Origin of the sequence: Paracoccus ferrooxidans (assembly GCF_029909815.1) — a bacterium.
Lineage (GTDB): Bacteria > Pseudomonadota > Alphaproteobacteria > Rhodobacterales > Rhodobacteraceae > Paracoccus > Paracoccus versutus.
Genome location: NZ_CP038198.1, coordinates 957,457 through 981,336 on the forward strand (window position 1 = coordinate 957,457; position 23,880 = coordinate 981,336).

A 23,880-nucleotide genomic window follows, 5' to 3' on the forward strand; every position below is an offset into this window, starting at 1 on the left:
GGCATATCCGCCCATTGTTCAGCAAAAATAGGCGCCAACCAGCCGAAATCTCGGGACGATAACGGGGCGCAAGGGCTTTTCTTCATGGATTAGGGACCGTCAGCTTGCGAATCGGTTATTTGATCAATACCTACCCTCGCCCCTCGCACAGCTTCATCCGGCGGGAAATCGCGGCGCTTGAGAACGAGGGGCTCGAAATCCACCGATTCGCCATGCGCGGCGACGGCGGCGCGCTCAGCGATCCCGCCGACCTTGCCGAACATGCCCGCACCGAGCGGGTGCTGGAGGCCGGGGCCGCGCGGCTTCTGGCCGATCTGGCCGGACGCGGCGCGGCAAGCCCCGCGCAATTCGCCGCCGCCCTGCGGCTGGCGCGGCGCCGGGCGCGGGCCGGCGAAGGCAGCCTTGCCCGGCAGCTGATCTACCTGGCCGAGGGCGCGCGGGTGGCAGGCCGGGCACGGGCGCTGGGGCTTGCGCATGTTCACGCGCATTTCGGCACCAATTCGGCCAGGGTCGCCGCCTATGCGCGCCTGCTGGGCGGTCCGCGCTTCAGCTTCACCGTCCACGGCCCCGAGGAATTCGACAATCCCCAGGCGCTGGATCTGGGCGGCAAGCTGGCCCTGGCCGAGTTCTGCGTCACCGTCAGCAGCTATGGCCGCTCGCAGCTTTGCCGCTGGGCCGCGCCCGGCGACTGGGACAAGGTCCATGTCGTGCATTGCGGCCTGGACCTGGCCCGCTGGGCCGAACCGCAGACCCTGCCGGCAGGCCCCTTCCACATGGTCGCCGTCGGCCGCTTTGCCGAGCAGAAGGGCTTCGGCCTGCTGATCCGCGCCTTCGCCCTGGCCTGGCGCCGCAATCCGGCGCTGCGCCTGTCGCTGGTCGGCGACGGCGAGCTGCGCCCGCAAGTCGAATCCCTGATCGCCGCCGAAGGCATGGGCAAGGCGGTCCGCCTGCTCGGCTGGCAGGACGAGGCCGGCGTGCGCGCCGCCATGGATGCCGCCCATGCCCTGGTCACGCCCAGCTTCGCCGAGGGCCTGCCGGTGGTCATCATGGAGGCCATGGCCTGCGCCCGCCCGGTGATCGCCACCTATATCGCCGGCATCCCCGAGCTGGTCCGTCCGGGCCTGGAAGGCTGGCTGGTCCCCGCCGGCGACGCCGCGGCGCTGGCCGATACGATGCTGCAAGCCGCCGAGGCTGCGCCCGACGCCCTGGCAGCCATGGGCGCCCGCGCCCGCGCCCGCGTCATGGAACGCCACGACATCCGCGAATCCGCCCGGCGGCTGGCGGCGCTGTTCAGCCGCGCCACAGGCTGAGCGCCAGCCAGCAGCCTGCCGCCTGCCCCCAGCGCCCGCCGATCAGCCGCTCGCCCATACAGGCGCGGAACCGCCGGGGTCCGACCACCGCCGGCACCGCGCGGAAATCCAGCATTTGCCCGGTCAACGGATATTGCGCCTTGAACATCGCCTCCTTGGCGCAAAAGGCCAGCAGGGCATCCCCCGCGCCCTGCAAGCGAAAGGGCATGATCGTCTCGGCCAGGCCCTGCGGGACGGAGCGGTCGCAGGGTTCCAGATCGACGCCCACGCTGGCCCCGCCGGGCGGGGCGGCGATGGCAATGCAGTAATCGCCGCTATGCGACAGGCTGGCGCGCAGGCCCGGCGGCAGGTCCGGCTGGCGGTCCGGCCGCACCGCGATCGGCCGGCCGGCGGGCAGGTCGTGCCCCGCCTCGCGGATCGCCGCCCGCAGCGCCATGCGGCCCAGGGCGAACTCGCGCCGCCGCTTGGGAACGGCGCGGGCGATGGCCTCGGCCTCCTGGGGCAAAAGCGGCGCGGGCTCCGCCACCAGCGGCAGCACCGCGCAGCCGTAGCCCGCAGGCAGCAGGCGCCGGACCAGCGCGTCGAGCGCGGCAGCCCCGCTCACCGCCCGCCGCGCAGCTGCGCCCGCAGGGCTCGGCGCCGGGCCATGGCATCCTCGGCGGCCAGCACAGGCTCGGGCACCACCGCTGCCGGCGTGAGCGCGGGCGCAGGCGCGGGCGCCACCGGGGCGGCGACCGTGCCGAGCGGCGCCAGCGAGGCGACATGCTTCAGAAAATCCGCCATGACCGGGAAGCGGAAGATATCCGTCACCCCCAGCCGCGGCAGCGCCAGCCGGTCGCGCATGGTCCGGTGCAGCTGGATCGCCAGCAGCGAATGCCCGCCGAGCGCAAAGAAATTGTCGCGCGGGCCGATCTGCTCGACGCCCAGCACCTCGGACCACAGCGCCTGCACCGCCTGCGCCAGATCCTCGGTCGGGGCGGCGCTTGCGGCGGCAGCCGCAGCGGCGGTGGCGGCCTCGATGGCCGCCGCCGGCGCCGCCCCCGCCGGAGCCTGCGCGACGGCCCCCGGCACCGGCAGATGCTTGCGGTCGATCTTGCGGTTCGGCGTCAGCGGCATCTTCTCAAGCCGCAGGATCCGCCCCGGCACCATATGCGCCGGCAAATGCGCAAGCAGAGCCTCGCGCAGCGCCTTTTCGCACAGTTCGGCCGCGCCGGTGACATAGGCCACCAGCCGCTTGTCGCCGGGCACGTCCTCGCGCACCAGCGCCACCGCCTCGCGCACGCCGGGCAGGCTGGCCAGCTGCGCCTCGATCTCGCCCAGCTCGATGCGGAAGCCGCGCAGCTTCACCTGGTGGTCGGCCCGGCCGATATAGTCCAGCCCGCCATCCTCGCGCCAACACACCAGATCGCCGGTGCGATAGATGCGCGCGCCCCAAGGCGCGGCGCGATCCGCCGGCACGAAGGGATCGGGCCGAAAGGCCGCCGCGGTCAGATCCTCGCGCCGCCAATAGCCGCGGGTCACGCCATGGCCGCCGATCCACAGCTCGCCCTGCGCGCCGGGGGGCACCGGCACGCCGTCGCCGTCCAGCACATAGACCTGGGTATTGGCGATCGGCCGGCCCAGCGTCACCGCGCCGCCGTCGCTCAGGTCGGCCACCGTGGACCAGATCGTCGTCTCGGTCGGGCCATACATGTTCAACACCCGCGCCCGCGTCGCCGCCTTGATCTCGGAGAGCAGCGAGGGCGGCAGCGCCTCGCCGCCCACCATCACGCATGTCAGCCCGGCCATGGCCGCCGCCACCTGCGGGTCCGAAACCAGGATGCGCGCCATGCTGGGCGTGCATTGCAGATGCGTCACCTTCCAGCGCCGGATCTGCGCCGCGATCGAGAAATCGCCCTCCTCGGGTTCGGCGCCATGCGGGTTCACCTCGGCCCGCAGCCGCGCCAGCAGCGGAAAGCCGGCCATCACCTGCTCGGGCGCGATGCCATAGTCGATCAGGCAGGCGATCTCGCCCACGCCGATGGCCTTCAGCTGCTCGACCCGCGCGATCCCGTCCTCGAGGGAGCCGAACAGGCCCGAATCCTCGAAATAGCGCAGGAAGGCGAATTCCAGGATGCCGTCCAGCTCTTCCTCGCTGAGCGAGCCGAGGTCGATGGCCATCGGGTTGGTCATGCCCGCCGGGCGACGGAAGGCCGGGAAGTCCCAGGCATATTGCTTGACCAGCGCCGCGGCGCTCTTCAGGTAGTTCTTCATCGGCTCGCGGGCGATCTCGCGCGCCGTCTCGCGATCCTCGGCCAGGCAGGTGTGCAGCATCAGCGTGACGGTGAAGCGCGCCGGATCATGGCCGGCCTCGCGCAGCGCGGCGTGGTAATCCTTGATGCGGCTTTCCACCGTGTCGATGCTTTGCCCCAGCAGGTGGGTCAGCACGTTCATGCCCAGCCGCCCGGCCTCGATCCAGGTTTCCGGGTTGCCGGCGACGGTCAACCACAGCGGCAGTTCCCTTTGCACCGGGCGCGGCTGCGTCACCACGCCGAACAGACTGCCGTCCTTGCGCGGGAACTCGACCGCCTCGCCGCGCCACAGCCGGCGCAACTGCTCGACGCCCTGGGCCAGCGCCGCCTTGTTGTTCGGCGGCGCGTTTTCCGGGCGCAGCACGAAATCGTCCGGCTGCCAGCCCGAGGCGATGGCCAGCCCCGCCCGCCCCGAGGTCAGGTTGTCGATCACCGCCCATTCCTCGGCCACGCGGGCCGGGTGGTGCAGCGGCAGCACGCAGCTGCCGGCGCGCACCGAGATGTTCTTCGTCACCGCCGCCACCGCCGCGCCCGAAACCGCCGGGTTCGGATAGGGACCACCGAAGGCGTGGAAATGCCGTTCCGGCGTATAGACCGCGACGAAACCGTTCTGGTCGGCAAAGCGCGCGCCCTCCAGCAGCAGCTGGTATTTCTTCGGCCCCGGCCCATCGTCGTTGCCCCAATAGAACAGGCTGAAATCCATGCCGCCCGAAACCTCGCGCCGCGGCTGGGCGGGGACCGAGGACACCGCCAGCCGCGATTCCTCGCCCGCGATCACCAGCCGAAGGCCGCGCGCCAGCGACCAGAAGATCTCCAGCACCGAGATGTCGAAGGACAGGCTCGTGACCGCCAGCCAGGCATCGCCCGGCCGGTGCGGGATTACCGCGTCCATGCCGGCGAAGAAATTGGCGACGTTGCGATGCTCGACCATCACCCCCTTGGGCCGGCCGGTCGAGCCCGAGGTATAGATCAGATAGGCCAGGTTCTGCGGCCCGACGGCGCTGACCGGCGCCGCCACCAGCCCATGCGGCAGGTCGGTCGGGATGCCCACCACCTGCGCGCCATGCGCCGGCAGCCGGTCGGCCAGCCCGTCCTGCACCAGCACCACCCCGGCGCCGCTGTCCTGAATGTAAAGCTCGATGCGGTCGGCGGGATAGTCCGGGTCCAGGGGCACATAGGCGCCGCCCGCCTTCCAGATCGCCAGCGCGCCGATCACCAGCTCGGGCGAGCGGCGGGCGAACAGCCCGACCGGCTGGTCCGGGCCCACGCCCATCGCCACCAGCTTCGCCGCCAGCGCATTGGCGGCGCGGTCAAGCTGGCCGCGGGTCAGGGTGCGATCCTCGAAGGCCAGCGCCACGGCATCCGGGTCGGCCGCGGCCGTCTCGGCGATCAGCCCGTGGATGCAGGCCAGCCGCACCTCGGCCTGGGTGGCGTTGCGGGCGACCAGCAGCGCCTCGCGCTCATCCGCGTCCATCAGGGGGATGTCGCGCAGCGTGGTGGAGCCGGGCAGCGCCAGGCCGCCGTCCAGCGCGCGGGCCAGCCGCTGCGCCTGCGCGGGCGTGACGCGGGCCGGATCATGGTCCAGCCAGGCGCCGGTTTCGGTCAGGGTCACGCACAGCGCCGCATCCCGGACCGGGCCGCGGGCATCCAGGCTGATCGCCAGGTCCGGCGTGGCCATGTCGCGCAGCTCGGGCGCGCGGTGCAGCAGGTCGGCCATGAAGAAGCCGCGCCTGGCCTGTTCGGCGATCTGCGCCGCCAGCGCCTGTCCCAGATCGGCCAGCGTGCGCTCGCCCGGCGCCTCGACCGCCAGGGGCTGCCAGTCGGCGACGATCCCGGCCGCCTCGGGCTGGGCCGCGGGCCGCAGCGCCAGGTCGAAGGCGGCCTGCCCCGCCAGCCGCGCCATCAGCGAGGCGGCCAGCGCGATCCGCTCGGGCCCCGCGCCGGGCATCAGCTGCACGCGCTGGCTGGAACCGGAGCCCTCGCCCGGCAGCACCGCCGGGTTCATCCGCGCCAGCCGCGCCCGCCAGAAACCGTCATGCTTCGCCGCCTGCCCGGCCAGGTCGGTCAGCCGCGCGGCCTCCTCGCTGGAAAGCGGCGGGATCACCGTGCCCACCGGGGGCAAGTCGCCGGCAAAGCGCAGCCGCACCGCCGCGTCCGCCGCCGCGATCAGCGCCGAGGCGCCGTCATGGGACAGCACCGTGCCAGGCGGGGCCACGGCGGGCTCGATGCCCTCGAAACCCGCGACCAGCAGCACGCGGTCGGCCAGCCGGACCTTGGGCATGGCCAGCGGGTTCCAGTAGCCGCCATGGTCAAGGCCGCGCACCAAGGCGCCGATGCGCGCCGCGGCAGCCGTGAAGTCCAGCACCGCCGCCGCCTCGGGGCGCTTGTCGCGGCCGACATAGGTCCGCTGCGACAGATCCTGGCGCTGCCGCTGCGGGCCGGCGCCCTCGAGCTGCGCCACCACATCGGCAAAGCTTTCGGCCCCGCGGGCAAAGCAGCGCGCGTTCAGCGTCAGCGCGGTGTCGTCCTCGCGGATCTCGAACAGGCGCTGGGTCAGGATGTCGCCCTCGTCCACGCCGCCCTCGATGATGTGCCAGGTGACGCCATGCTGCGGCTCGGCACCGATGATCGCCCAGACCGGGGCGTTCAGCCCCGCCAGCCGCGGCAGCGGCCCGTCGTGGAAGTTGATCGCGCCCAGCCGGCCGCGCGCCAGCATCTCGGGGCGCAGGATCGACAGGTTGGCGACGCTGAACAGCCAGTCGGCCGCGGGCGCAGCGGCGGGCAGCGGCGCGTCCTGGTCCTCGACCGCCAGCCCGGCGCCCTGCGCCCAGTCGCGCAGGTCGGGATTGCGCGTCACCACGGCATTGATGCGATGCCCGCGCGCCAGCAGCGTTTCGGCCGCATGGCGCAGCAAGGATTCGTTACCCACCAGAATCGCGGAAAATTGCGTCATGGCTTACCCTTTTCAACATGAACGGGCTTTGGTTGCCGGCGAAAGGCGTGGCGCGTCAGCTGCGCCAGATGGCCCGGCGGCCCATCCGGCTTGCGCCCCGACATAAGGCAGCGCAGGCGGAACACCCCCGCGCCCCCCAGAAGGGCGACCGTGGCCCAAAGCGCACCCAGCCGCCCATGATGTTTCTCGAAATAGCGCCGCCGCGAATCGTACCAGTAATCCGGCGCGCGCTTCCATTCCTTCATGCCGGTGCTGACCGATCCGATATGCAGCACCAGGCTTTCGACGACGTAATGCGTCTGCCAGCCAGCCCGCGCCGCGCGACGGCACAGGTCGGTTTCCTCGTAGTAAAGAAAGAACCCCTCGTCGAAGAGCCCGATGCGGTCCAGCACCTCCATGCGGATCATCATCGAGGCCCCCGCCGACCAGTCCACCCGCCCCGAGACCTGGGGCTGGGGCAGCGAGACGACCTTGCGGCTGAGCAGGCGCGAGATCGGCCCGGTGCGGCTCATCGATTCGAACTCGCCCAAGGCCGAGGGAAAGCGAAAGGCGGTGCTGTGCGGCATGTCGTCGGTGCCGCGCAGCCGCGAGCAGGCGATCCCGACCCGCGGATGCACGCCCAGGTAATCGACCAGCGCCCGGATCGCGCCGGGCTGCGGGATGGCGTCCGAATTGAGCAGATAGACCAGGTCGGCGCGGCGCCCGTCCGGCAGGCCCCGGCGGATGCCATGGTTGTTGCCGGCGCCAAAGCCGCCGTTCCAGCCCGATTGCACCACCGCGACGCGATCCGAAGGCCAGCCGCGCGCCTGCACGCCCGCCTGCATCCGTTCAAACGAACCGTCCCCGGAATCGTTGTCCACGATGGTCAACCCGCCGTCGATGCCCTGCATTTCGCGCAATGCGGCCTCGGCGGCCTGCAAGGACATCTCTGGCGTGCGCCAGTTCAACACGATGACATGAACGCTGGGCGGGGCTGCATCGGGGTCCATGGTCACTCTGCCGCCTTGATCCTTGCCGGGGCGTCCGCATCGGCATCGCGCAGGATCTCGCGCAGGACCGAGGCAAGGCGGCGCACGTTCGGCTCCAGCACCATGGAATCGTGGTCGCCCGGCACCTCGATCACCCGCAGGTCGGGCATCCAGGGCGTCCAGCCGTTGTCCTCGACCACATAGTCGCGGCCGGAATTGATCCAGCGCCCGCCCGTCACCTTCCAGCGCTTGTCGAGCGGCGGGCGGAACATCGCCACCGGCCCGTCCCAGACCGAAAGCCGCATCCGGGGCAGCGCCGCCAGGAAGGCCGCCTCGATGGCCAGGTCGTGGAAGGCGCCGGTCGCCTCGGCGCCGACCTCGGCCTCGACCGCCTTGGCCTTGCTGCGGCGCTGGAATTCATAGGCCACGCGGTCGCGCAGCCATTTCCAGACGAAGCCCGCGCCCCCCTCGCGCAATTCGCCCAGGCGGATCATCAGCCGGTCCTTGCGGCCGACCGGCTCGCGCAGCGGCAGGGGCGTGTCGAGCATGACCAGCATCGCCACCTCCTCGCCCGCCGCGCGCAACTGCCGCGCCATCTCATAGGCGGTCAGCCCACCGCCCGAGAAGCCGCCGATCAGATAGGGGCCGGTCGGCTGCACCTGGCGCAGTTCCGCGATATAGTCGCGGGCGGCCTCGGCGAAATCCTCATGCGGCTTGTCGTCGCCCAGCAGGCCGCGCGCCTGGATGCCCCAGAAGCGGCGATCCGGCCCCAGCCGCTGCGCCAGCTGGCGCAGGTTCATGATATTGCCGAACATGCCGGCGACCATGAAGAAGGGCGTGCCCTCGCCCCGCCCGCCCATGTCGACCAGGAAACGGAACCGCGGCCGGGCCGCGACCGGCAATTCGCGCACGTTGTCGGGCGAGACCAGCTCGCGCGGGCCGGTGCGTTCCTCGACCAGCGCGGCCAGCTGCGCGATGGTCGGCGCCTCGAACAGGGTCGAGATCGGCAGGTCGACGCCGAACGCCTTGCGCAGTTGGCCGAACATGCGCACCGCGATCAGCGAATGCCCGCCCAGGTCGAAGAAACTGTCCGCCGCGCCGACCTGGGCAATGCCCAGCAGCCCGGACCAGATCGCCGCCAGTTCCGCCTGGATGCCCGGCGCCGGGGCGACGAAATCGCTGTCGAGGTCGGGACGCTCGAACCCGCCCTCGGCGGGCGCGGCATCCTCGACCACCCCCGCCTCGGCGATCAGCGCCGGCAGGTCCAGCGACGAGACATAGACCTGCGAAAGCCCGGTCGAGATCGCCCGGCTCAGCATCGCAGGCCCGATGGCGGCCGGGATGCCCTGGCTGATGTTGTGCTGCAAGCGGCGCTCGGCCGGGGACAGGCTGCGGGGCGGTTGGCTGCGCGCGGGCGTGGCGGCGATGGCCGCCGCCAGCTTGCGCAGGGCAAAGCCGCGGATCTCGGCGACGACCGTGCCATCGGGCGCGGCCAGGGTGATGTCGAATTGCGCCATGCCCTGCGCATCGGTGTTTTCGCCCGCATTGCGGATGCGGCTGACCACCTGCGCCGGCAAGGGCGCGTAAAGCCGGATCGCGCCATACCCCATCGGCACCCACAGGTTCTCGGGCGTCCAGCCCTTGATCAGCTGCATGGCCCAGCCGGTCGCGATGTCCATCAGCGCCGGATGCGCCAGCCATTCCCCGGCCTCGGCGGCGTATTCGGGCGCAAGCGACAGTTCCGCCACGCCCTCGTCGCCGGTGACGCGGAAGCGGCGCAGCACCTGCCAGCGCGGGCCGAACGCCATCCGGCCTTCCTGCGCCGAAGGCAGCGCCGCGCCCTGCCCGTCCCGGTCCCATGGCCCGCCGCCGGCCAGCGGCTCGGGCGCCGGTTCCTGCAAGCCCGCGACCAGGGCCGAAACATTCGGCTCGCCCTGCGGATCGTCCAGGATATCGATGCGCATGGCATCGCCCTCGGGCGAAACGCGGGTGCTGACCAGCGCGGTGTCGGAAACCAGCACCGGGCGGCGGAATTCCAGGTCGCGGATCGCCAGCGGCAGGCTCAGCCCGCATTCCAGCGCCGCCTCGGCCACCAGTTCGATCCAGCCGGTGCCGGGCATCAGCGCCTGGCCCTGGGCGGTCTTGTGGCCGCCGATGATCCAGTCCTGCATCTTCAGCGCGGTGCGGAACTCGCGCCCGCCCGGCATGGGCAGGCTTTCGTCCAGCAGCGGCCGCCCTTGCGGCACCGCCACGGCCGAGGCCGTGTCCAGCCCCATCGCCCGCGCCGCCATGCCGGCATCGGCCCAGACGCCCCAGTTGACCGCGACAACCCGGCCCAGCGCCTGCGGTGCCGAGCGCGCCACCGCGTTCAGGTATTCGTTGGCGGCGACGTAATCCGCCTGCCCCGCCGGCGCGATCGCCGAGGAGGTCGAGGAGAACAGCACCGTCAGCTTCGCGGGATTGTCCGCCAGCGCCTCGATCAGCGCGCGGGTGCCCAGCAGCTTCGGCGCCAGCACGTCCCAGGCCTCGTCGTCGGTCTTGGCCGCGATCAGGCTGTCGCGGATCACGCCCGCGGCATGCAGCACCACGTCCAGGCTGCCGAAGCGCGCCCGCGTCTCGGCCACGGCGCGGGCCATGTCCTCGGGGCTGGTCACGTCGGCGCGGACCGCCAGCACCTCGGCGCCCAGCGATTCCAGTTGCCGGACCGAGGCCATGACGGCGGGCGAATCCACCCGGCCGCGCGTGGTCAGCGCCAGTTTCGCGCCGCCGCGCTGCGCCAGTTCGCGCGCGATGGCCTGGCCGATGCCGCCGAAGCCGCCGGTGATCAGGCAGGCCGCGCCCTGCGGGATGGCGGCCATGCCGTCATCCTCCAGCGCCACCCGCTCCAGGCTTTGTTCGAACCGCCGCCCGTCGCGCCATGCGGCGACGGCGGCGCCCGAGGGGGCCAGCGCCTCTTCCAGCAGGTTGGCGGCCAGCGCGTCCAGGCCCTTCGCCGGCAGGCGGATGTCCACCAGGCGGGCGCGGATATTCGGCATCTCATGCGGCATGACGCGGATCGGCCCGGCGGCGGTGGCCTTTTCCGGCACCGGGGCGGGTTCGTCCGCGACGCGCAGCGCGTCGTTGCAGATGGCGATCAGATCCAGCTTTGCATCCGGCAGCTCGGCGCCGATGGCCTGGGCCAGGTGCAGAAGGCCGAAGAAGCCGCGCTCCAGCTGGCTGTTGAGCAGGCTGGAGCCGGGGCGGAACTTAGCCCCCTGCGTCACCGACCACAGGTGCAGGATGCGGTCGGGCACCATGTCCTGCCCGGCCAGCGCGGCCAGCAGCATCTCATAGCCCTCGCGGTCGGATTCGACCGGCAGCAGGAAACGGCCGTCGCCGCCCGCAACCGTCTTGTCGGCAAAGGTATCGCCCACCTCGACCACGGCGACGCGCTGGCCGCGGGCGCGCAGCGCCTCGGTCAGGCGCGCGGCAAGGCCCAGCTCGTCGGCAAAGACCAGCCAGGTCCGCGCGCCCTGCGCCACCGGCCCCTGCGGCCCGATCTCGACATTCGGCGAGGCGAGTTTCCAGGCCGGACGCCAGCCCCAGTCGGCGGGCGCGTCGATCCGGGCCAGTTCCGAGGCCGGCTCGGCCGCGGCATGGGTGGCGCGTTCGATGAAATAGCGCTTGCGCTGGAAGGCATAGCCCGGCAGCGACAGGCGCTGGCGCCGCGCGCCGCCCCAGACCTGGTCCCAGTCGATCTGCCCGCCGCAGGCCCAGAACCGCGCCAGGGCGCCCATGAAATAGCTGTCGTCGCTGGTCGCATGGTCGCGGTGGCGCAGCGTGGAAATCACCTGGTTGGCGGCGACCGCAGGATGCGCCTTGGCCATGGCTTGCATGGCGCGGCCCGGCCCGACCTCGACGAACACCCGCCCCGGCACCTGCGCCAGATGGGCGATGCCATCGGCAAAGCGCACCGTGCCGCGCAGATGCGCGACCCAATAGTCGGGGCTGGTCGCCTCGGCCGCCGTCAGCGGCTGGCCCGAGCGGTTCGAGATGATCGGGATCTGCGGCGCATTCAGCGGGATCGAGGCGAGATAGGCGCGGAATTCGGCCAGGATCCCGTCGAGCAGCCGCGAATGCGCCGCGATCGAGATGGCGATGCGCTGGCATTCCACCTCGCGCGCCGCCATGCGCTCGGCAAAGCGGTCCAGCGCGGCATCGGGGCCCGAGACCACCGACAGGCCCGGCCCGTTCACCGCCGCCAGGTCCAGCCCCAGCTCGGCCAGCTCGGCCGCGAAATCCTCGGGCGCCAGCGGCACCGACAGCATGCCGCCCGCCGGCACCCGGTCGAACAGCAGGCCGCGCAGGCGCACCAGGCCGATGCAATCCTCGAAGCTCATCACCCCGGCGATGCAGGCGGCGGTATTCTCGCCCATGGAATGGCCGATCAGCGCGGCGGGGGTCACGCCCCAGCTGATCCACAGTTGCGCCAGCGCATATTCGGTGATCAGCAGCAGCGGCAGCTGCAGCGAGGGCTGCAGGAGCCGCCGGTCCGCCTCGGCCTCGGCCCCCGGCTCGGGCAGCCACAGCGCGCGCAGGTCGGCGCCATGCGCGGCCGCCATGTGGTCGAGGCCGCGGTCCATCCATTCGCGGAACACCGGCTCGGTTTCGTAAAGCCCGCGCGCCATGCCGGCATATTGCGCGCCGCCGCCGGGCAGCATGAACACCGCCTCGGCCGGGTCGCCGGCTTGCTGGTGGTCGAAGACCAGCAGTGGGTCGGGATCGGCCAGAAGCCGCGCCGCCTCGGCCGCATCATGCGCGACCAGCACGCGCCGGCGGTCGAACTGCCGCCGGCCCTGCGTCAGGGTAAAGGACAGGTCGGCCATGTCCACGGCCGGGTTGGCCGCCAGCCAACCCGCCAGCGCGGCCGAATTGGCGTCCAGCGCCGCCTTGCTGCGGCCCGAGACGGCGATGATGTGGAACGGCCAGTCGGATTCCCCCGACGCCTCGGCCAGGGGCGGCTCTTGCACGATCACATGCGCATTGGTGCCGCCGACGCCCAGCGAGTTCACCCCGGCACGGCGCGGCCCCGGCACCGGCCAGTCCGACAGCCGGTCGTTGACCTGGAACGGCCCGCCCTCGAAATCGATGGCGGGGTTCGGCGCCTCGTAGCCCAGGCTGGCCGGGATCTGCCCGTGATGCACCGCCAGGGCCGACTTGATCAGCCCGGCGCTGCCGGCGGCGGTGTCGAGATGGCCGATGTTGGTCTTGACCGAGCCGATGCGGCACGGCCCCTGCCGCGTGCCGTCCGAAACCCGCGCATAGGCCTGGTTCAGCGCCGCGACCTCGATCGGGTCGCCCAGCGCGGTGCCGGTGCCGTGGCATTCGACATAGCCGATGCTGTCCGAGGAAACCCCGGCCATGACCAGCGCCTCGGCCACCGCCTGCGCCTGGCCCTCGACGCTGGGGGCCAGGTAGCCGGCCTTGGCCGCGCCGTCGTTGTTGATGGCCGAGCCCTTGATGACCGCCCAGATATGGTCGCCATCGGCCAGCGCGTCGCGCAGCCGGCGCAGCGTCACCACCGCCGCGCCGCTGCCGAAGACGGTGCCCTGCGCGCGATGGTCGAAGGCATGGCAATGGCCGTCGGGCGACAGGATCTCGTTTTCCTTGTAGAGATAGCCAAGGCCATGCGGCAGCTCGATGGTCACGCCGCCGGCCAGCGCCATGTCGCATTCGCCCGAGTTGAGCGACTGGCAGGCCATGTGGATCGCCACCAGCGAACTGGAACAGGCGGTCTGCACGCTGATGCTGGGCCCCTTGAGGTCGAAGACATGGCTGACGCGGGTGGACAGGAAATCCTTGTCGTTGCCGGTATGGCGCAGCAGGAAATGGCCCACGCCATCGACCAGGTCGCGGTTCGAGCAGACGTTCCAGTAGTAATAGCTGCCCATGCCGCAGCCGGCCCAGACGCCGATATTGCCGGCGAAACGCTCGGGCGGATGCGCCGCATCCTCCAGCGCGTGCCAGCAGGTTTCCAGGAACTTGCGGTGCTGCGGGTCCATGATCGCCGCTTCCTTGGGCGAAAGCCCGAAGAACTCGGCGTCGAACTCGTCGAACTGCTCCAGCACGGCGGCCGAAGGGACATAGTTCGGGTCCGACAGCCGCGCCCGCGACTCGCCCCGCGCGATCAGCTCGGCCTCGGGGATGCGGCGGATCGCCTCGACGCCCCGGCACAGGTTGTCCCAGTATTCGGCGATCCCCGCGGCCCCCGGCAACTGGGCGGCCATGCCGATGATAGCGATATCACCGTCTTCGACGGCGGATTTGTCAAAGGCCATGCGGTGCCTCATTGAACTCGTGGAATGCCCCTGTGGGCAGCAATGACTTAACAACTGGCGCGCGTATCCGGCATAGCGAATCCCGCGCTTCGGACCAACCTATAAAACCGTCCGCAGGCCTGCCTTTTTAGGCAGAATCCGCTGGACCGCCGGCAGATCGGCCGACTCGCCCGCGCCCTGCCGCAGCCGGCGGGCATTGCCCAGCAGCGCCCCGGCGGTCAGCCAGGTCAGCGGCGTCAGGGTCGCATTCGGGATCAAGTCCAGCATGTTCATCGCCAGCATCAGCGAGATCGCGCCAAGCACCACCATCTCGGCCTTGCGCGGCGGATGCCGGCCGCCCGGCATCGCCCGCAGCAGCGCCAGGATCGGCGTCAGCAGCAGCAGGAACTGCGCCAGGTAGCCGAAGATGCCCCGCGCCCCGATCAGGATCACCCATTGCCCGTCCGGGACCGAGGTCAGCCGGCCGTTATAGGGATCGTAGAACAGCGACCGCCCCCAGCCGCCCCAGCCGAAGGCCGGCCGCTCCATCGCGCGCTCCAGCAGCTCCTCTTCGTTCATCAGCCGGAACTCGAGCGAGCGCCCCCGTTCGGGCGAGATGGACATGGCCAGGTTGACGATGCCCTGCAGCGGCATCCACGGGGTAGTGCGCAGCGTCGGATAAGAGACGGCGGCGGTGGCCACCAGCGCCGCCACCAGCACCATCATGCGCGGCCGCGCAAAGGCCACCAGCGGCGCCGCCATCAGCGATTGCACCAGCGCCCCCGCCGATTTGCACAGAAAGACGATGCAGGCCAGGTAGACCGCGATCAGGATGTTGCGCCGCGTCGGCTCGTTGCGGGCAAAGGCGATGGCGGCCAGGAAGGCGGTCATCGTCATCAGCGCCACCCACAGCGGATGCTCCAGGAAGACGATGGGGCGATAGCCGCCATAGCGGATGGTCTGGACGAAATCGTGCTGGAAATAGCCATAGACCCAGACGTTGATCTGCGGGCTCATCCGCAGTTCGATCAGCATGGGAACGGTATAGCACAGGACGCCCAGCAGCAGGCTGCGCGCCCATAGCTGGGCGCCCCTGGCATTCCACAACAGCTTGTAGCCCAGGAAGAAGGGCAGCAGCAGCAGCGTCTGCACGATCAGGTCGGCCACGCCCTGGCTGATCGACATGGCCGGCCGATAGTTGACGCCGTCGATCAGCGGATCGGGATTGGTCAGCGCCGACAGGATGGGCGCGGCGAAGTTCATCGCCAGAAGCAGCATCACCCAGGGCCCCATGGGCGGCGGCGCGGGCTCGTTGCGGGCGCGCTCCTTGGTGACGAAATAGACCATGATGGCGGCGGCCAGCGCCGGGACCATGTGCTTGTTCAGGCCGGGAAAGGCGGGCACGTCGATCTCGACCAGCTGCGGCAGCAGCAGGTAGCCGGCAAAGATCGACCAGATCATCGCCTGCGCCCGCTCCATGCGCTGGAACAGCACCGCCACCACCACCGGCCAGGTCACCAGCACCATGAAGGCCAATATGGGCATGGCCCGACTCCCGTCCCCGCCTTGTCGACCGGCGGTGCGAAGGACGTTGCAATCCCCTCGCCGCCAACACATCCTGCCGTCGATTCCGGCCGGACCCGAGGGCTTATCATGCATTTCAGCTTTCCCGACGGCAATGCCGTCCGCGTCAATTGTCGGGATTCTTCCGCGCTGCTGGCCGCGGTGCGGCAGCGGCTGGCCGAGGGGCGCGGCTTCGCCATCGCCACGATCAACGTGGACCACCTGCAAAGGCTGGGCGAGGACGCCCGCTTTCGCAGCGCCTACGGCGCGCATGACCTGGTCTGCGCCGACGGCAACCCCATCGTCTGGCTGTCGCGCATCGCCGGCCGGCCGGTGGCGCTGGCGCCCGGCTCGGACCTGGTGCTGCCCCTGGCTGCCGAGGCGGCGCGGGCCGGCCTGCCGGTGGCGCTGATCGGCAGCAACGACGAATCGCTGGCGCTGGCCGCGCGCAGCATGCAGGCGGCGGTGCCGGGGCTGCGCGTCGCGCTGACCCATGCGCCGGGCTTTCCCTTCGACCCGACGGGCGAGGAAGCGGCCCAGATCATCGCCCGCATCCGCGCCTCGGGCGCCCGGCTGTGCTTCCTGGCGCTCGGCGCCCCGCGGCAAGAGCTTTTCGCCATCCGCGCCCGCGACGCGCTTGGCGATGTGGGCTTCGCCTCGATCGGGGCCGGGCTCGACTTCCTGTCGGGCCACCAGCGCCGGGCGCCGCAATGGGTGCGGCGGATCAAGCTGGAATGGCTGTGGCGGATGCTGTCCAACCCGCGCCGGCTGTTCCTGCGCTATGCCAAGGGCTTCGCCATCCTGCCCGGCCACCTGCGCCGGGCGCTGGCCATCCGCGGCGAAAACCGGAAATAGGCCCGGCCCCTCAGCCCGGCAGGACCAGCCATCCGGCCTGCGCGGCCGCCAGGCGCACCTGCGCGCCGGGCTGGGGCAATGCCACCCCCGGTTCGTTGAAACGGTCCAGCACCACCTCGCGCCCCGCGACCCGTGCCCGCAGCCGCTGGACCGAGCCCAGGAACTCGACGCCGGTGATCTCGGCCGGGATGCCCTCGGCGGCGATGCGCAGGCTTTCCGGCCGCGCCGCCAGGGTGATGCGGCCGGCGGGCAAGGGGCGGTCCAGCGCGATCTCGGCCCCCGCGACGCGGACGAGGCCGCGGGCCGGGTCCAGCACCTCGGCCTCGAAACGGTTCAGCGTGCCGACGAAGCCGGCGACGAAATCGGTCGCGGGCTGGTTGTAGATCTGCGCCGGCGTGCCGGTCTGGTCCGCGATGCCCTTGTGCATGACCACGATGCGGTCCGAGATCGACAGCGCCTCTTCCTGGTCATGGGTGACGAAGATGGTGGTGATGGCCAGCTGCTGCTGGATCTCGCGGATCTGGTTGCGCAGGCTGACGCGGATCTTGGCGTCCAGCGCCGACAGCGGCTCGTCGAGCAGCAGCACGCGCGGGCGCGGCGCCAGCGCGCGGGCCAGCGCGACGCGCTGCTGCTGGCCGCCCGAAAGCTGCCAGGGATAGCGCCCGCCCAGGTCCGGCAGGCCGATCAGCGCCAGCATCTCGGCCACGCGGCCGGCGCGTTCGGCGCGCGGCACCCCCGCGGTGCGCAGGCCGAAGCCCACGTTCTCGGCCACGGTCAGGTTCGGAAACAGCGCATAGGACTGGAACACCATGCCGATCTGGCGCTGGTTCGGGCGCAGGCGCGTCACGTCCCGCCCGTCGATCACCACCCGGCCCGCCGTCGGCGTCTCGAACCCCGCGACCATGCGCAGCACCGTGGTCTTGCCGCAGCCCGAGGGGCCCAGGAAGGACACGAACTCGCCCTTCTCGACGCCCAGGTCGAAGTCGTGGACCACCCTGGTCGGGCCAAAGGATTTCTGCAGGTGGTCGAGGGTCAGGAAGGTCATTTCGCTTGCATCCGTGTGCCGAACAGGCGGGAGATCAGCTGCATCACCCCCATGCAGCCCCAGGTGACGGCAAAGGCGATCACCGCCAGCGCCGCCGGCTCATAAGCGCGGTTCGCGCCCAGGAGCTGCATGTAGGGGCCGAAGGCGGGACGGTTCAGCAGCGCCGCCATGGTGAATTCGCCGATGACGATGGCGAAGGACAGGAAGGCGCCGGACATCACCGCGCCCAGCACGTTGGGCAGGATCAGCCGGCCGATGATCCGCGCCCAGCCGGCGCCCAGCGATTGCGCCGCCTCGGTCAGCGAGCGCACGTCCAGCGTGGAAAGCCCGGTATCCACCGCGCGATACATATAGGGCAGCGCCAGCGTGGCATAGCCGCAAAGCAGCAGCAGGTTGGTGCCCGAAGCGGTGCCGGTCAGCGGCAGGATCGAGCTGGTGTTGTAGAGCCGGATATAGCCGAAGACCACGACGATGGCCGGAATGACCAGCGGCAGCAGGGTGATGAACTCGATCACCGGGCGCAGCCGCGGCAGGCGCAGCCGCACCCAATAGGCGGTCGGCACCACGATCAGCACCCCCAGCAGGATGGTCAGAGCCGCCATGGCCACCGAATAGCTGAAGGTGGCGCGGAAATTCGGGTCCGACAGGACCGAACGATAGGCGTCCAGCGAATATTCCCCGCGCCGCATCCGCAGCGAGAACTCGATGGTGCCGATCAGCGGCAGCAGGAAATACAGCCCGCCGACGATCAGCGCCGCCCAGGACCAGACCCGCCTCATCGCATCCACCGCTCGGCGCGGGCGCGCATGACGACATAGGCGAGGTTCGCCAGTCCGGTGACGACGATCATGCCGAAGGCCATGGCATAGCCCAGGTGCGGGTCTTGCAGCACGTCGCCGCGGATCTGCGCGAACAGCATGATCGGCACGATGGACAGCGACGAGCCGGTCAGCGCATAGGCCGTCGCCACCGCGCCGAAGCTGTTGGCAAAGAGCAGCGCGAAGGTGCCCAGAAGCGACGGGAACAGGATCGGCAGCGCCACCATGCGCCAGTATTGGAAGGTGCTGGCGCCCAAGACCTCGGCCGCCTCGCGCCATTCGCGCTTGAGCCCCTCCAGCGCCGGGGTGATGATCAGGATCATCAGCGGGATCTGGAAGAACAGATAGGTCAGCGTCAGGCCCCAGAACGACAGCAGGTTGAAGCCCATGGCATAGATGTTGATGCCGAACCATTGCCGCAGCAGCATCGTGACCAGCCCCACCCGCCCCAGCGTGGCGATGAAGGCAAAGGCCAGCGGCACGCCGGCGAAATTCGAGGCGACGCCGGAAAAGGTCATCAGCGGCCCCTTGATCCAGCCCGGCACGCCCCCCATCACCACCGCCGCCGCCATGGCAAAGCCGATCAGGCAACCCAGCAGCGCCGAGGCCAGCGAGATCTTGATCGAGATGGCAAAGCTCGACACGATCCGCGGCGAGGCGAGCCCAGCCAGGTTGGCCAGCGTGAACTCGCCCTGCGGGTTCTGGAAGGCGCCGATGACGATGTTCATCGTCGGCAGCACCAGAAACAGCAGCGCGAAGGCGAAAAAGGGCAGGACGCCCAGCCAGTTCCAGCCGATCTGTCTCATTCCGCCTCGCCCGTTGGGGGCGGCCCCGCCGGTGCGGGCGGGGCCGCCGCGCCTTATTCCTGGACCGCCGCGCCGACGGTGGCGTCCCAGCCCTCGGTCACGACCTTCTTGTTGGCCTCCTGCTGCTCCAGCGTCGGGAAGATCGCCTTTTCATAGGCGTCCGCCGGGGGCAGCGCGTCCAGCAGCTCCTGCGGCACCTTGCCGCCCGCAACCAGGTCGTTGAAGCGGATCGGGTGGCAATAGCCTTTCAGCCAGCCCAGCTGGCCCTCGTCCGAATACAGGTATTCCATCCACAGCTTGGCCGCGTTCGGATGCGGCGCATAGGCCGAGATCGCCTGGACATAGACGCCCGCGACCACGCCGTCCTCGGGGATGACGACCTCGACCGGCGGGTTGCCGTTCAGGCTGTCGCGCCAGGACAGCAGGTTGTAGTCCCAGGCGGTGACGATCGGCGTCGCGCCCTGGGCGATGGTCGCCGACTTGCCGATGACGGGAACGAAATTGCCGGCCTTGTTCACCTCGGCCATCAGCTCCATGCCCTTCTGGCCCGAGGCCTCGCCCGGCTCGCCGCCATTCGCGATGCCGGCCGCCATGACCGAGATGATCGCCTGGGCCGAGGCGCGCGGATCGCCCGCCAGCGCAAAGGCGTTCGCGTATTCCGGCTTGGTCAGGTCTTTCCAGCTTTTCGGCGCCGCGTCGATCAGGTCGCTGTTCACGCCAAAGGCCATCACGCCATAATAATCGCCATACCAATAGCCCTCGGCGTCCTTGGCATCGTCCGGGATCGTGTCCCAGGTCGCGACCTTGTAGGGCTGGATCAGCCTCTCGGCCTTGGCCTGCGGGCCGAAGGACAGGCCCACGTCGATCACGTCGGGCGCCTGCGGGCCCTTGTTGTCCTTGTTGGCGCGGATCGCCTCCAGCTCGTCGGCCGAGCCCGCGTCGGGGTTCAGCTCGTTGACCTGGATCTCGGGGTATTTCGCCTTGAAGCCCTCGATCACGCCGCCATAGTTGCACCAGTCATGCGGCAGGGCGATGGTGGTCAGCATGCCCTCGGCCTTGGCGGCCTCTTCCAGCGCCGCCAGATCCTGCGCCGAGGCGACACCCGCACCCGCCAGCAGGCTCAGCGCGGCCAGCCCCGCCGCGGTCGATTGAATGGTCATTGGTCAACTCCGTTCCAGAACACGCCCCATAGGCGGCTGGATGCCACCTAGCGGCCCCCCGTGACAGTCTTGCGACGGAACTCCCCTGTTGGCAAAGGTTTTTTCCAGCCTGCCCTAGCCGCCCGGTCAGGGCACCAGCGCCAGCCCCACCTTCATGGCCCGGCCGCCGATGCGATATTCGGCCTCGATCCGGTGGCCGGGCTGGGCAGGATGCAGGCCGCCCAGCGAGCCCAGCGAGATCACCGAGCCCGGCTTCAGCTCATAGCCGCCCTGCTGGACCAGCCACAGCACCACGTCCAGCGGATGGCCCAGAAGCATCTCGCCCGAGCCGGTCGCGACGCTCTTGCCGTCGAGCTTCAGGTTCACCGTCAGCGCCGCCAGGTCGGCGACCGGATCGCGCAGATCCGAGATCGGGATGCCGCGGCCCAGCACGCCGCGCCAGGGCGTCACGCCATAGGCCACCATCAGGGGCCCGGTCGGCACCACGTCCTTTTGCAGCGCCAGGTCGGGCAGCTCGATGAAGGGCCGCACGTCCCGAAGCGCGGCCGCCACCTCTTCGCGGGTGCGGGCCTGCATGATGGCGGAACTGCCCACGGTCACGACCAGGTCGGCCTCGAAGAACGGCTCGCGGCTGCCCGCAAGGCTCAGCCGCGCCCCGTCCGGCAGCAGCATGGGCGCAAACAGCGCGCCCGCCACCGGCTCGGTCACGCCGAAGCGTTCCTGCACCGGCTTCGAGGTGAAGCCGACCTTCACCCCCACCGGCGCGCCCAGCTCGGCCTCCAGCACGCTGCGGAAGCTGGCATAGGCGCAGGCCCCCTCCTCAAGCGTGCGCACCAGCGGGTCGGGCAGGCGCTGGCCGGCGATCCAGCCGCGCGCGGCATTCTGCATCAACGAGACATCCGGGCAGGCCGCGACGGCCACGCCCGCCAATGGCAGCATGATTGCGCCCAGAATCAACGATTTCATCGCCTCGCCCCAAAGACTGTTTTCCGCCAGACGATGCCGCAACAAAAGGCGGCTGTCACCGGGATTCTTGCGTCACCGGCGCAACTTGCCCGCATCCTGTTTGCATCGGCCCGCGCATCCCCTAGAAGAACGGGACCGCAGGCGACAAGGCTGGACATGAGCGACCAACCCACCCCGATGATGGCGCAGTATCTTGCGATCCGCGACGCCAACCCCGGCGCGCTGCTGTTCTATCGCATGGGCGATTTCTACGAGATGTTCTTCGAGGACGCGGTGGCCGCCGCCGCCGCGCTCGACATCGCGCTGACCAAGCGCGGCACGCATCTGGGCGAGCCGATCCCGATGTGCGGCGTGCCGGTCCATGCCGCTGAGTCCTACCTGCTGACGCTGATCCGCAAGGGCTTCCGCGTCGCCATCGCCGAGCAGATGGAAGACCCGGCCGAGGCCAGGAAGCGCGGCTCGAAATCCGTGGTCGCCCGCGACGTGGTCCGTCTCGTCACCCCCGGCACCCTGACCGAGGAATCGCTGCTCGAGGCGCGGCGGCACAATTTCCTGGCCAGCTTCGCCACGGTGCGCGAGGAATCGGCGCTGGCCTGGGTCGATATTTCCACCGGCGCCTTCCGCGTCATGCCCTGCCCGCCGGCGCGGCTGGCCCCCGAACTCGCCCGCCATGCCCCGCGCGAGTTGCTGGCCGCCGAGGGTTCGCGGCTGGACGAGACCGCCGCCGAGGTGGGCGCGGCGCTGACCGAACTGCCGGCGATGAGCTTCGACAGCGCCGCCGGCACGCGCCGGCTCTGCGCGCTGTTCCAGGTCGAGACGCTGGACGGGTTCGGCCAGTTTTCCCGCGCCGAACTGGCCGCCATGGGCGCCATCGCCGATTACCTGGAGCTGACGCAAAAGGGCCGGATGCCGCTGATCCGCCCGCCGGTGCGCGAGGCGCTTGGCGGCGCCATGCAGATCGACGCCGCCACCCGCCGCAACCTGGAACTGACCCAGGCGCTGTCGGGCGGGCGCGAGGGGTCTCTGCTGGCCGCGATCGACCGCACGGTGACGGCGGGGGGCGCGCGGCTGCTGGAACGCCGCATCAGCGCACCGTCGCGCGACCTGGGCGAAATCCACGCCCGCCAGGCCGCGGTCGCGCATCTGGTGGACGACCCGCGCCTGACCGCCGACCTGCGCGAGGCGCTGTCGCGCGCCCCCGACATGGACCGGGCGCTGTCGCGGCTGGCGCTGGAGCGGGGCGGGCCGCGCGACCTGGCTGCGATCCGCGCCGGGCTGACGCAGGGCGCGGCCATCGCCGCCATGCTGGGCTGCGACCAGATCGCCGTGCTGGCCGAGGCGGCGCGCGACCTGACCGGCCATGACGCGCTGATCGACCTGCTCGACGAGGCGCTGGTGGCCGAGCCGCCCCTGCTCGCCCGCGACGGTGGCTTCGTTGCGCCGGGCTATGACGACGACCTGGACGAGACCCGCCGCCTGCGCGACGAGGGCCGCGGCGTCATCGCCCGGATGCAGGCCGATTACATCGCCGAGACCGGCGTCCAGAGCCTCAAGATCAAGCACAACAACGTGCTGGGCTATTTCATCGAAACGACCTCGACCCATGCCGAGCGGATGCTGGCCCCGCCGCTGAACGGGCGCTTCATCCACCGCCAGACCACCGCGAACCAGATCCGCTTCACCACCGTCGAGCTGTCCGAGCTGGAAACCCGCATCCTCAACGCCCGCGACCGCGCGCTGGAGATCGAGCGCGAGATCTTCGCCCGCCTGGCCCGCGCCGTGCTGGACCAGGCCGGCCCCGTGGGACAAGCGGCCCGCGCCCTGGCCGAGATCGACCTGACCGCCGGTTTCGCCGACCTCGCCTCGGGCGAGGGCTGGGTGCGCCCCGAGGTCGACGCCAGCCGCGCCTTCGTGATCGAGGGCGGCCGGCATCCGGTGGTGGAGCGTGCGCTCAAGCGCAAGGGCGAGGCTTTCGTCGCCAACGACTGCGCCCTGACCGAGGGCGAAACCCCGGCGATCTGGCTGCTCACCGGGCCGAACATGGCCGGCAAATCGACCTTCCTGCGCCAGAACGCGCTGATCGCCATCCTGGCGCAGGCCGGCGGCTTCGTGCCCGCCCGCCGCGCCCATATCGGGCTGGTCAGCCAGCTCTTCAGCCGGGTCGGCGCGGCGGACGACCTGGCGCGCGGGCGGTCCACCTTCATGGTCGAGATGGTCGAGACCGCGGCGATCCTGAACCAGGCCGACGACCACGCGCTGGTGATCCTGGACGAGATAGGCCGCGGCACCGCGACCTGGGACGGGCTTTCCATCGCCTGGGCGGTGATGGAGCATCTGCACGCCACCAACCGCTGCCGCGCGCTCTTCGCCACGCATTACCACGAGATGACCAGCCTGTCGGCCCGCCTGCCCGGCGTCGAGAACGCCACCGTCGCCGTGCGCGAATGGGAGGGCGAGGTGATCTTCCTGCACGAGGTCAGGAAGGGCGCCGCCGACCGCTCCTATGGCGTGCAGGTGGCGCGGCTGGCGGGGCTGCCGCCCGCGGTGGTCGAGCGCGCCCGCGACATCCTGCACCAACTGGAAAGCGGCGAGCGGCAGGGCACCGGCAAGCCCGCCGCGCTGCTCGACGACCTGCCGCTGTTCCGCGCCGCCCCCGCGCCGGCGCCCGCGGCCAAGGCCAAGCCCTCGGCGGTCGAGGACCGCCTGCGCGGCCTCAACCCCGACATGATCAGCGCGCGCGAAGCGCTGGACCTGGTCTATGAGCTGCGCGGGATGCTGGAGGGCGAGGCGTAAACGGCGGGGGCCGGACTGGCGGGCCCGATCCGATTCCTCGGATTTTCCCGGCCGGG

At 70.7% G+C, this 23,880-nt stretch carries 13 protein-coding genes; 3 read left to right on the forward strand and 10 right to left on the reverse strand.

Annotated elements, in window-relative coordinates; genetic code table 11:
- Positions 1-104: 104 nt before the first annotated feature.
- Positions 105-1,310 carry a glycosyltransferase family protein gene (locus E3U26_RS04835; protein ID WP_499105626.1) on the forward strand — a complete coding sequence of 402 codons (1,206 nt, stop codon included), beginning with the start codon at positions 105-107 and terminating at the stop codon, positions 1,308-1,310.
- On the opposite strand, the gene E3U26_RS04840 is transcribed toward E3U26_RS04835, so the two are convergent.
- From E3U26_RS04840 to E3U26_RS04860, 5 genes are all read right to left on the reverse strand, one after another.
- On the reverse strand, positions 1,291-1,914 hold the full coding sequence (locus E3U26_RS04840; RefSeq protein ID WP_499105627.1) for a 4'-phosphopantetheinyl transferase family protein: 624 nt from the start codon (positions 1,912-1,914) through the stop codon (positions 1,291-1,293). The two genes, E3U26_RS04835 and E3U26_RS04840, sit on opposite strands and share 20 nt — an antisense overlap.
- Complete coding sequence (locus E3U26_RS04845) at positions 1,911-6,554, reverse strand: MupA/Atu3671 family FMN-dependent luciferase-like monooxygenase (protein ID WP_499105628.1); 4,644 nt, start codon at positions 6,552-6,554, stop codon at positions 1,911-1,913. The genes E3U26_RS04840 and E3U26_RS04845 overlap by 4 nt, the downstream gene beginning before the upstream one ends.
- Positions 6,551-7,543 carry a glycosyltransferase family 2 protein gene (locus E3U26_RS04850; protein WP_499105629.1) on the reverse strand — a complete coding sequence of 331 codons (993 nt, stop codon included), beginning with the start codon at positions 7,541-7,543 and terminating at the stop codon, positions 6,551-6,553. Before E3U26_RS04850 ends, E3U26_RS04845 begins: the two co-directional genes overlap by 4 nt.
- A 2-nt stretch (positions 7,544-7,545) precedes the next feature.
- Complete coding sequence (locus tag E3U26_RS04855; RefSeq protein ID WP_499105630.1) at positions 7,546-13,839, reverse strand: type I polyketide synthase; 6,294 nt, start codon at positions 13,837-13,839, stop codon at positions 7,546-7,548.
- 99 nt (positions 13,840-13,938) lie between these two features.
- A complete protein-coding gene (locus E3U26_RS04860) occupies positions 13,939-15,363 on the reverse strand; it encodes a hypothetical protein (RefSeq protein WP_114536525.1) in 1,425 nt (474 codons plus the stop codon).
- A gap of 108 nt (positions 15,364-15,471) precedes the next feature.
- On the opposite strand from E3U26_RS04860, the gene E3U26_RS04865 reads away from it, so the two are divergent.
- Complete coding sequence (locus E3U26_RS04865) at positions 15,472-16,236, forward strand: WecB/TagA/CpsF family glycosyltransferase (protein WP_116222164.1); 765 nt, start codon at positions 15,472-15,474, stop codon at positions 16,234-16,236.
- A gap of 10 nt (positions 16,237-16,246) precedes the next feature.
- Here the strand turns inward: E3U26_RS04865 and E3U26_RS04870 are convergent, their stop codons facing one another.
- The 5 genes from E3U26_RS04870 to E3U26_RS04890 all read right to left on the reverse strand — a co-directional run bounded on the left by E3U26_RS04870 (position 16,247) and on the right by E3U26_RS04890 (position 21,004).
- The gene (locus tag E3U26_RS04870) at positions 16,247-17,281 is read right to left on the reverse strand and encodes an ABC transporter ATP-binding protein (protein ID WP_499105631.1); all 1,035 of its coding nucleotides are present in this window, start codon (positions 17,279-17,281) and stop codon (positions 16,247-16,249) included.
- A complete protein-coding gene (locus tag E3U26_RS04875; RefSeq protein ID WP_072462372.1) occupies positions 17,278-18,060 on the reverse strand; it encodes an ABC transporter permease in 783 nt (260 codons plus the stop codon). Before E3U26_RS04875 ends, E3U26_RS04870 begins: the two co-directional genes overlap by 4 nt.
- Positions 18,057-18,905 carry an ABC transporter permease gene (locus E3U26_RS04880; RefSeq protein WP_243784302.1) on the reverse strand — a complete coding sequence of 283 codons (849 nt, stop codon included), beginning with the start codon at positions 18,903-18,905 and terminating at the stop codon, positions 18,057-18,059. The genes E3U26_RS04875 and E3U26_RS04880 overlap by 4 nt, the downstream gene beginning before the upstream one ends.
- 53 nt (positions 18,906-18,958) lie before the next feature.
- Entirely contained in the window at positions 18,959-20,065 is a 1,107-nt protein-coding gene (locus E3U26_RS04885; protein ID WP_499105632.1) for an ABC transporter substrate-binding protein, read from the reverse strand.
- A gap of 126 nt (positions 20,066-20,191) precedes the next feature.
- A complete protein-coding gene (locus E3U26_RS04890; protein WP_499105633.1) occupies positions 20,192-21,004 on the reverse strand; it encodes a 2-keto-4-pentenoate hydratase in 813 nt (270 codons plus the stop codon).
- Positions 21,005-21,187: 183 nt separating this feature from the next.
- Between E3U26_RS04890 and mutS the strand changes: the two genes are divergently transcribed.
- Positions 21,188-23,824 carry a DNA mismatch repair protein MutS gene (gene mutS / locus E3U26_RS04895; protein WP_499105634.1) on the forward strand — a complete coding sequence of 879 codons (2,637 nt, stop codon included), beginning with the start codon at positions 21,188-21,190 and terminating at the stop codon, positions 23,822-23,824.
- The last annotated feature ends 56 nt before the right edge of the window (positions 23,825-23,880 follow it).